Origin of the sequence: Mesorhizobium sp. M1365, assembly GCF_040317865.1 — a bacterium.
Taxonomy (GTDB): Bacteria; Pseudomonadota; Alphaproteobacteria; order Rhizobiales; family Rhizobiaceae; genus Mesorhizobium.
In genome coordinates this window covers 1-9774 of the sequence record NZ_JAMYLG010000076.1, presented here as the reverse complement: position 1 = coordinate 9774, position 9774 = coordinate 1, and the positions used below count along the sequence as shown (strand labels likewise).

7 protein-coding genes and 6 pseudogenes are annotated in these 9774 nt (G+C 60.2%); 6 read left to right on the top strand and 7 right to left on the bottom strand.

Annotated elements, in window-relative coordinates:
* From NKH04_RS32285 to NKH04_RS32270, 4 genes and pseudogenes are all read left to right on the top strand, one after another.
* The coding region (locus NKH04_RS32285) for a TCP-1/cpn60 chaperonin family protein (protein WP_353045542.1) at positions 1-472 on the top strand (472 nt) is incomplete at its 5' end.
* A gap of 121 nt (positions 473-593) precedes the next feature.
* Positions 594-1012, top strand: a pseudogene (locus NKH04_RS32280) (sulfite exporter TauE/SafE family protein); the annotation flags it as partial.
* A 38-nt stretch (positions 1013-1050) separates the two neighbouring features.
* A pseudogene (locus tag NKH04_RS32275) lies at positions 1051-1335 on the top strand (3-oxoacyl-[acyl-carrier-protein] synthase III C-terminal domain-containing protein); the annotation flags it as partial.
* 445 nt (positions 1336-1780) lie between these two features.
* Positions 1781-2385: pseudogene (locus NKH04_RS32270) on the top strand (IS5 family transposase); the annotation flags it as partial.
* A gap of 845 nt (positions 2386-3230) precedes the next feature.
* Here NKH04_RS32270 and NKH04_RS32265 read toward each other — a convergent pair.
* The 5 genes and pseudogenes from NKH04_RS32265 to NKH04_RS32245 all read right to left on the bottom strand — a co-directional run bounded on the left by NKH04_RS32265 (position 3231) and on the right by NKH04_RS32245 (position 5383).
* Positions 3231-3515 (bottom strand): hypothetical protein, encoded by a 285-nt coding sequence (locus tag NKH04_RS32265; RefSeq protein WP_023723021.1) that lies wholly within the window; start codon positions 3513-3515, stop codon positions 3231-3233.
* A gap of 242 nt (positions 3516-3757) precedes the next feature.
* A pseudogene (locus tag NKH04_RS32260) lies at positions 3758-4109 on the bottom strand (transposase); the annotation flags it as partial.
* A gap of 142 nt (positions 4110-4251) precedes the next feature.
* A pseudogene (gene nifH, locus NKH04_RS32255) lies at positions 4252-4492 on the bottom strand (nitrogenase reductase); the annotation flags it as partial.
* A gap of 383 nt (positions 4493-4875) precedes the next feature.
* Positions 4876-5121, bottom strand: a complete 246-nt coding sequence (locus NKH04_RS32250; RefSeq protein WP_023723018.1) for a hypothetical protein — start codon at positions 5119-5121, stop codon at positions 4876-4878.
* A gap of 28 nt (positions 5122-5149) precedes the next feature.
* Positions 5150-5383, bottom strand: a complete 234-nt coding sequence (locus NKH04_RS32245; protein ID WP_352708768.1) for a hypothetical protein — start codon at positions 5381-5383, stop codon at positions 5150-5152.
* Here NKH04_RS32245 and NKH04_RS32240 point away from each other — a divergent pair.
* Complete coding sequence (locus NKH04_RS32240) at positions 5382-5660, top strand: Fic/DOC family N-terminal domain-containing protein (protein WP_245278789.1); 279 nt, start codon at positions 5382-5384, stop codon at positions 5658-5660. The two genes, NKH04_RS32245 and NKH04_RS32240, sit on opposite strands and share 2 nt — an antisense overlap.
* Positions 5661-5820: 160 nt before the next feature.
* On the top strand, positions 5821-6102 hold the full coding sequence (locus NKH04_RS32235; RefSeq protein ID WP_352485048.1) for a Fic family protein: 282 nt from the start codon (positions 5821-5823) through the stop codon (positions 6100-6102).
* A 694-nt stretch (positions 6103-6796) separates the two neighbouring features.
* On the opposite strand, the gene NKH04_RS32230 is transcribed toward NKH04_RS32235, so the two are convergent.
* A complete protein-coding gene (locus NKH04_RS32230) occupies positions 6797-8179 on the bottom strand; it encodes an AAA family ATPase (protein WP_352485047.1) in 1383 nt (460 codons plus the stop codon).
* A 102-nt stretch (positions 8180-8281) separates the two neighbouring features.
* Positions 8282-8523 (bottom strand): annotated as a pseudogene (locus tag NKH04_RS32225) (AAA family ATPase); the annotation flags it as partial.
* Positions 8524-9774: the final 1251 nt, after the last annotated feature.

The following is a 9774-nucleotide window of genomic DNA, read 5'->3' as shown; positions in this document are numbered from 1 at the left end:
CGATGACGCCCTCAACGCGACCCGCGCGGCCGTCGAAGAAGGCATCGTTCCCGGCGGCGGCGTCGCCCTGCTGCGCGCTTCGCTGGCCATCACCGTCACCGGCGCCAATGCCGACCAGACGGCCGGCATCGCCATCGTTCGCCGCGCCCTGCAGGCTCCGGCCCGCCAGATCGCAGCGAACGCAGGCGCCGAAGCTTCGATCGTCGCCGGCAAGATCCTCGACAACAAGGGCGCGACCTTCGGCTACAACGCCCAGACCGGCGAATATGGCGACATGATCGCCATGGGCATCGTCGATCCGATGAAGGTCGTGCGCACGGCTCTCCAGGACGCGGCCTCGGTCGCCGGCCTGCTGGTCACCACCGAAGCCATGATCGCCGAGGCTCCGAAGAAGGAGTCGGGTGGCGGCGGCGGCATGCCTGGCGGCATGGGCGGCGGCGGCATGGGCGGTATGGGCGGTATGGATTTCTGATCCAGCCAACCTCTAACTACAGGAAAAGGGCGGCAGCGATGCCGCCCTTTTCTCTGGCGCGGATCCAAGCCGGCTGCCCGATCCACAGGCCTGCATGCGGCGCACTTTATGGCGGACACCAATGACTGAATTCATTCTGTTCGCCATAGTCGGCTTTCTCGCCCAGGCGGTCGACGGTGCGCTTGGCATGGCATACGGCGCGATCTCCTCGACGGTTCTGCTTTCCTTCGGCGTTCCGCCGGCGCAGGCTTCGGCCGCGGTGCACGCGGCGGAAGTGTTCACCACGGCCGCATCCGGCACGGCGCACCATTACCACCGCAATATCGACTGGAAGCTGTTCTGGCGGCTTGCACCGTTCGGCATCCCCTCGGCGGCTGCCTCGGCGCCTTCGTGCTGACCTTGTTTCGACGGCGACATGGTGAAACAGCTCCGGTGGTTCCGCAAGATCCCCAACAATCCGGTTCCTACCTGCCTGGTGGCTCCGCTGGGCGCCGCAGGCGCGTTCCTCCACCGGCCGGTGGCGGTGGTTGGGGTCCGATGGTCGGCGGCTGAAACACCGCTGGGGGCAATGTTCAACGGATTTCCTGGCCGAGCACGGCCTGACCCCGCATGGCATCCGCCGGTTCTGGCTGCATCAGGCCAATGCGCGCATGAACGCGATGATCCTGAAGCTCTCCTTCGGCCATGATGTCGGCATGACCGGGCGCCAATGGTGCTGGAGCGGCTCGGCAACACGGCGGCGGCCGGCGCGATCATCGCCTTCAAGGAAAACCACGAGGATATGAAGGCGGGCGATTACGGCCTGCTCTGCACCTTCAGGGCGGGGATACTCGATCGGCGGCGCACTGCTCAAGAAGCTTTGACGGGTTTTGCCCGCTCGTTGGCCGGCGCTCTCATGCGCGGCACACGTGAAGGCTGTTCGCCAGTTTGTCACTCGCCCGACCAATGCTATTCTGGATGGACTGGAGCTTCGGACGGCTTGTTCATGAAGGCAGTGTTTCGCCATGCCGGTTTGCCTTGGATCGTCGGGCTCGCGGGCTTCGCGCGTTATGCTCGACGATCGCGAGACGCCGAGCATAATCCGATCCGTCAACCGCACGGCACTATCAGCAAGGCTACGGCGGGGGGCCGCTATCCTCACGCACCTCGGTCATGCCGCAAGCCGCCCTCGCATTCAATGTGTTAGTGGATTCGTGTGAATCTACATCCACACAAACATGTGCTCCAATATTGATCTCGCCGAAGGGGTTGAGCAGCTGGCGCGGTCGTGATTCCAACAGGTTGTCGAAGCCTGATTGGAGAGACCTGATGTGGACGCCAGCTACTCGCCGCCAGCATAACCGCGGAAGCCTGCGTTACGAAACAGACATGACGGACGCAGAGTGGAGTTTGATCGCGCCACTCATGCCCACGGCGCGCCCGACGGGGCGACCGCGCAAATGGCCATTGCGCGAGATCGTGAACGCGATCTTCTACGTCATGCGCGGCGGGATCGGGTGGCGTCTTCTGCCATCGGATTTTCCGCCGAGGAGCACGGTGTTTCGCTGGTTTTGCTTGTTCCGTGACACATGCCTGTTCGAGAAGATCAACCACAAGCTCCTGATGCTGGATCGCGAACGTTGCGGCCGAGAGGCTTCACCCACGGCCTCCGTCATCGACAGCCAGACCGTGAAGACCTGCGAGAGTGGCGGGCCGCGTGGCTATGACGCCGGCAAGAAGATCAAAGGCCGCAAGCGCCATGCGCTGGTCGACACCGACGGTCGGGCTCTCGTCCCTTATCCGCATCCCGCCAGCATCCAGGATCGCGACGGCGCCGGCCCGGTCCTGAACGCCTCGCGGCGACCATTCCCCTTCATCCGAAAGGTGTTCGCCGACCTGGATATCAGGGACCGCGTGTGGCCGAAGGCACCAGTGCGGTTACCAACCCGCGGATAAGAGCTGGATCAACCGTCGTCTTAAGCCCCATCTCGTCCCCGTGCTGCCCATCAACGAAGGACAAACCTGTGACAAAGGACATGGGGCGGAAAAGCTCATCCATCACCCTTGACCACGGTCCGCTCCGTCGTCTGCTCCGTCGTCTGGCGGATTGCACAACAAAGATTTAGGAAATTTCTCACATTTCCGTCCCCCGTTGTAAGTGGCGCCCGGATCCGGAGCGGTCGTTACCAGGGCCAGCGCGATCGCAGGAAGTATCGGGCGCAGCCAGTCAGGCCGAAATTTCGTCGACGGTTTCGGGAGGCCCGGGGCCGCGACATCTTTTGGTGACAGTGTCATTGTTGCCTTTCTGTCGTTCTTTAATGTTTTGCGGATGATCCGGTGTCGTTTGCCATCTGCGATCGGCACGTCGGACGGTTTTGGTAAGGTGACTGGTTTCATAAGGTCGCCAGTTGTTTGTCCCAACAACAACCCTTTTGGCAGAGCTAGCTGACAGTAGCCTCAAAAGCAGTCAGCGAATTTCACGACGTAGTGGTCGAGGCCGAGATCGTCTTTGGTGCGCTCGAAGCCATTCCTCGACCGCCCAGCGCAGGCGGCGGCACCGGCCAGTTCGGCCAACGCCGTGCCCCAGACCAGATAGTAGGCGAGCTTCTCCGGCTCCTTGCGGTGGTCGGAATGACGCTGCTGCCAAAACCTGTGGCGACGAAGCCGAGATCCCCCGCTTCATCGCCGGACCAGCTCTAGCCGCACACGCCTTTGATCCTATCGAGTGCCCGGTCGCGTCGTAAGGAACATCCTGACAGGCTGCATAAACGACATGAATCTACCAATCTTCAAAACAGGGCCATGGCCGGATGATGACCGGACGATAGATCACCGGCCGGTCCCAAGGATCGAAAGCGCACGCGCTTCTCAGGTCCGCGCGGCGCTCGAGCTCGATGCGCTGCAGACATTCGGCGAAGGCATCGTTCCCGACGAAGCCGTAGGACCGGCATTGCGCCTCGTCCGCGGCACGGCGGTCCTCGTCCGCGGCACGGCGGTCTTCCGCCGTCATGCAGCCTGTGCAGATTGTGGCCAGCGCGACCACCATCGCCGTCTTATACCACATACTTTCCTCCTCGACACAAAAGTTGATTGTAGAGATTCTGGGAAGCATTAGATCGCCCGCGGAACCTAGCCCGCTTGATGCACGGCGAAGAGCTTTCGGCGGCCTGAAGCGGCGATCTGGTTTCCTTTGCTGTGCGTTTTCCCAAGCCTCATCAGGCGCCGGCGGTGATCCGTCGTGATGGAAGGCGAGGGTTTGCGGGTTGAGGTCAGCGGGTTTGTTCCGGGACGTCTGCGCCCCATTGTTTATATCGCGAGTTGCGGGATGCGACTGAGGACGATGCGTAGAATGCGCTGGTCCGGGCAGGATGTCGGCAGGTGCAGGCGGATTTGGGTCTTCATGTCGACCATGCGAGCGGCGATCTTGATGAGGCGCAGTCGCAGCGTGTCGAGTTGAGCGACTGCAAAGCTGGAGCGTTTCGGCATCGCGGCACGCAGGCCCCCCATAAGCCAGTAGGCGCCGGCATGCAGGAACAGCCGGAACTGGTTGGCCGTCGCTCTTGTGCCGGAGGTGCGGTCGGCGGCGAGATGCGTCTTCCAGCGACTTGATGTGGTTCTCGGCAGCGCCGCGCCGGCAGTAGACATCCTCGTAGAGCGCCAATGGGCATGGAGTGCCTGCCATGCAAAGCGAACGGCAGTCATGATGATATCCTTTGCGAGCTCATAATGGAGCGACGATTGCGCGACGATGCATCAGGTGTCCTCACAGCATGCTGTACAACAAGTCAGGATGCATGGAAGTAGCCGGCCTTGAGCACGTCCTGGAGTTCGAGATCTTCCACCGGTCCTTCTTGTGCTGCGAGGTGCAGGACGTATCCTGCGCCTTCGCGTTCAGGATCAGGCGGGTGGAGTCGGCTTTGTGGCCGCAGCCGACGATGAGGATCCTTTGCCCGAGGTCGACAAGGGCGGCGAGCGTGGGACGTCGTCGACTTTGCCGATGCCCCCCTTGCCGTAGAACGCGATCTGACGCAGACGTGACATGTAGCTTTCCTTCTTCTGTTCCATTTGCGGCTGCCCGCGCCATGAAGGCAGCTCGCCGCCTTGCACCAAGGGCTTCAAGACCCGTGCCAACTCGGCTGAGTTGGGCCGGAGCAAAATTTGTGAATACTTTTCAGCTGCTTAGCCCGAGGCAACAAGAGATTGGCTAAGCAAACCGTGTGTAGCGGACCCGACAAAGACGACAATGTGTCGGATTCCGTTACTTGCGACCGCTATTGATCTCCCAGGAGCCCGACAACTGGCCGGCCTCCAATCGGGTGATCCATGTTGAACGTTAGCACATGCTTGGTCTTTGCGCCTCGGCTGCGGCCGCATTAGGTAAGCGTCAGCCGCTGGGTGACGTTGACGGCGTAGATTCTTCACGGCTAGACACCCGAAATCGGCGTGTTGGGCGGGTTCGGGATAGGGGAGAGCTTCGCAGTGTGGATCGGCCCGCCGGTTAAGGAATCGTACTCGCTGGCGATCCTGACCGCTTCCTCGGCCGTTCTGCCCGCGTGCAGCGGGCCCAGTGCAAACTCCGTGCCGGAGCCGATCGCGAAGAATGGCGCCTCGAGCGGCCCGGTAAAGCAGGACCAATGGTTCCAGTAGTGGACGGTGCCGTCGGTCCACACCAGCAGCGCCTTGACGCCGATCTTGCTGTCATGGGTGGGGATGGCCTTCGTTGACCACCTGGCTGCACCATTTGGCGAAGGCGTCGGTCTGGCCGCCGTGGCTCGCGGCGTCGGTCTGGCCGACATCACTCGACGAGGACGCGACCAGGGCGCCATTGGGCAGGACGTGCAGGTTTTTCTTGAAGCCGATCGGGCTGCCGTCGCTCGAATAGACGCGGCTGTCCGTTGCCATGATCCCATCTCGGTACACAATGGTCGTCATGGCAATCACCCGAGGTCGACAAGGGCGGCGAGCGCTGGCGATATGGTGCCTTGACCTCGATTGGTTCATCTATGCCTTCGTGCGCAAGGAGGCAGTGATCTCGTCGCAGATCGAGGGCACGCAGGCAGCACTCGTGGACCTTCTGGCTTTCGAGGCCGAAGAGGGGCCGGCACCCAACGCCGATATGGAAGCGGTCACGAACTACCTCGACACGCTCGCCTATGCCCGCGACCAGCTTGCGTCGAAGCAGGGGCTGCCGATTTCCATGCGCTCCTGAACGAGACGCACAAGCGGTTGATGCGCGTCGTGCGTTGTTCGAACAAGAAGACGTACGCCGCAGCCAGAACTGGATCGGGGGAAGTCGGCCAGGCAATGCGACCTAGGTCCCGCCGCCACCGGATAAGCTTCCCCAGCTTCCCAGCGAATTTGAGAAATACATCCACGTCGACGATCCGCTAGCGAAGCTGGTGCGGGCAGGTTTTCGCCACGTGCAGTTCGAGATCATTTATCCCTATCTCGACCGCAACGGGCGGATCGGGCGACTCCTGATCGCCCTGCTCTTGGAGCACTGGGGCTTACTAAAGGCGCGGCTCCTCTATCTCAGCCTGTTTTTCAAGCGCCACAGGGAAGAGTACTACCGGCGCCTCGATTTTAATCCGGTGGAAGGGAACTGGGAGGGCTGGATAGACTTCTTTCTCGATCGCCACCACTTCCGGTGAAGCCGTCGCTTCGGCGCGTGAACTGTTCAATCTCGTATCCTCGCACCGGGTGCGACTGCTCCAAGCCCAATCCGCCTCCGGCTCCGCAGTCAGACTGTTCGAGCAATCGCCGCGTCATCCGATCGTGAGCGTTGCCTCGGTCATAAAGTTGATCGGCGTAAGCAAGCGACCGCGATCCGTGCGATCGAGGCGCTGACCGAAGCCAATATTCTCGTGGACACCATGGGGAAGAAGCGCGACCGCAGCTTCGCCTATCGCGCCTATCTGGAATGCGTGCGAACCGGAACGGAATTGGACAGTGGCTGATCGCTACCAACCGCGAAATCATATCACGCTGTCAATGACCGTGGAATCCCGACCCCGCATTTTCGCGTGCTCATTCCATGAAAATCACACCACGCTGCGCGAACGACTCCTGCAGCCTCGCCAATTAGTGGCGACGCTTCGGCTATCGGAGGCTGTTCATCCAGGGCTGGCAGTGCGCAAGCGTCGTTCACGACGAACACTGACTGCGGCGGATCGGAGCGGTGCGGGACCGCTCCGCAGGTGAGCCGCCAGGTGAATTCGGGCACTCATCGTTCCTGGCCTCGCATCGAGCCGACCAGGCATGGCCGAGGGGCGCCCACTGGCGCCTTGCGCTGATTAGAGCGAAGTCATCGAAAATCAGCACAAGGCGCACTCGGGCCGCAGAACTTTAGCCGCAGCAGTCACTGTCATCTTCTTCGGCCTTTTTTCTTCTTGACGCCTTGTCGGTGAGGCCGACGATGCGCCTGTTGAGACGGCTGGACAATACTCCGGAGTCGCCGAAGACCACCTCCACATCGTCGCGCGAGACAAAATGAGAGCCATCTCGCGCGAGGCTCCGTTGGGCCAGACGACGGACCATCTCCTTGACATAGACCGCGCTGCTGCCGTCTGAGCGTGCGACGGCATCGGCCACCGCTCCGCTCTCGAAGGTGAGAGCACCACCATAGAGCGCTATCAGCCGCTCGCGGCAACCAGCGTCGGGGAGCGGAATTTCAATAGCTTCGTCCACGCGGCCCGGGCGCGAAGCGAGCGCTTCCTCAATGTCCTCCGGCCGGTTCGTCGTCAGGAAGAAAAAGATATCTGTCCCTGACTCAAGACCGTCCATCTCGTTCAACAGACGGTTGAGGAGGCGTTCGGCCTTTTGACCATGAACATCCTCTCGCGACCGGCCCACCAGATCGACGTCCTCCAGCACGACGATGCTCGGCTGCAAGGTACGCGCCAGCGCGATGTAGAACCCAATCGCAATTGTCTGCTCAGCCGTGACCAGAACGGTAGTGCGGCCAGGCAGGTTGGCACAAACATGACGGATGACGTGCGTCTTGCCTGTCCCAGGAGGTCCGTAAAGCAGAATACCCTTTTGCGTCGATTGGCCGAGACGCTTCAGCTCCTCTCGGTGTCCATCGAAATCGAAGATGTGGGCATCAAGACGCGCCATAGTTGCCTCGGAAAGCACCAGGTCGTTCCGGCATACGGCAGGAAGACCATGAACCCGCATCGTACCCTGCATCCCAGAGGTTCCTGCATCTTCTTCGAAAGAGAGGACCTTGTTGCGATAATATCGTGAGCTCTCGCAGCCCTCCTGGATCTTGCGAAGAAATTCGCGCGAGAAGTCGCATGCCTGCTCGCCGGGCAGAAAAGCGATTTCCACTTGAACGTATGTCATGCCATTGTATGGGGCGGTGAACTGCGACAGAAAAACCGCAACCGGCTCGTCGCCGATCTGGAACAACCACAGGCCGTTGTGCAGAGACGCATAAGGCTCCTCTTCGCCGATGTCGATGTCCTGATATTGCAAGGGTGTTATCGGAACGACGGCATGTTCCTGGCGAATGATAAGGTCTGATAGCTTCATGGGCTCAGAGTCGTAGAACTGGTGGACGCCGACCAGCTTGGGAGACAGAGGCGCGATCTGCTCTTCGATCATGGTTTGAAGATCCGGCAGGAGATGTGGATAAAACCGTCGGTGGGAGCTCGTCAGCTCCATCAAATCATCGGTTTTGAAATGGGCATGAAGTGCCTGCCAGGTAAAGCGAATAACCTCAGTCATGGTGATATCCTTTGTGAGTTCACAATTGATCGACGATTCGCGCGACAATGCATCAGGTGTCCTCACAGTATGCTGTACAACAAGTCAGGATGCTTGGAAGCAGCCGACCTTGAGCACGTCCTGAAGTTCGAGATCTTCCACCGAACCTTCTTGTTCTGCGAGGTGCAGAACGTATCCTGCGCCTTCGCGTTCAGGATCAGGCGGGTGGAGTCGGCTTTGGGGTCGTAGCCGACGATGAGGATCCTTCGCCCGAGGTCGACAAGGGCGGCGAGCGTATTTTGGGACGTCGTCGATTTGCCGATGCCCTCCTTGCCGTAGAACGCGATCTGACGCAGACCTGACATGTAGCTTTCCTTCTTCTGTTCCATTTGCGGCTGCCCGCGACATGAATGCGTTGGCAGCTCTCGCCGCCTTGCACCAAGGTTTTCAAGACTCGTGCCAACGTGACTGACTGGGCCGGAGAAGAAAATTCGTGAATTCTTTTCAGCTGCTTAGCCCGAGGCAACAAGAGATTGGCTAAGCCAGCCTGTGTCGCGGACCCGACAAAGGCGACACAACGTGTCGGCTTCCGTTACTTGCGACCCGCATACCTCGCAGACCGGAAAGAAGTTGGGAATGTCAGGCAGCGAGTCTGAGGCGATTTTGATCGGGGAGACCGTAGCAAGGACGTCGGTCTACGCATACCTCTGTATCGCTCCAGCCTGCCATTGATCTGGGCCGGCCGTTCGCACATTGAGCACGAGCTGGCGCTCAACCGCGACCAACACATCTGCCGCTTTTTACAATGCGTTCGTTGACGGCTCGACCTCGCCTGTCTTGTCTTGGCGCACCCTGGTTATCTTCAGATACTGGTGCCGAGCGGAATTTCTTACACGCCGCCCAAGCGGTCGTTGGGCCGTCGCGCTGGTGTTGTCACTAATCGCACGTATGATGGCACTCGTGCTGCACCCCGATTTGCAGCTGCTGCTGGGCCAGCTTCTGGTGCTCCAATTCGGCTGGAGTATCGCCAATCATGTCGCCGCGCAAGCCAAGAGGTTCTTGAGCTGTCCCGGAGCGTCGGGTCCTGCAATCGTGACACGCGCCGGGGGTCTCATTCTGAACCGCAGTCGCGTCGGTCCACACGGCGCATATCTGACGGGCACTCGAGAACGCTCAGTTGATTTTGTCGCTTGTCGGAGATGACTGTCGGGCCGCTTAACCGCAATGTTGGATGAGTTTTGCCGGAGCCATACTTTCTAACGCTATCTTTGTTGGTCCAATTCGCCGCAGCCAGAGCACCGGATAAACATCATCTGCATGCGACAAGCGTTTCCCTCAGCACCTAAGGCTCGCAGCGGAACCTGCATGTACGTGTTTTATAAAGAACATCATAGTTCTACTGCGACTATGTCGCAAATCCGACATCGTTGGACAGCGGACAAAACTGACGCGCAACAAAAAGGGAGAAGCCTGCCAAGTGAGGCTGGGCCACCGGCGCTGGCGATCATTCCGCCAACGTTAAGCCAAGAGGCTCGGCTCACTTCTCGGCGCAGGAGTTCAGTATCGGCGTCATCGCCTTCACATGCTCGTCGATCCACCCGAGCACTTTCCCCGCG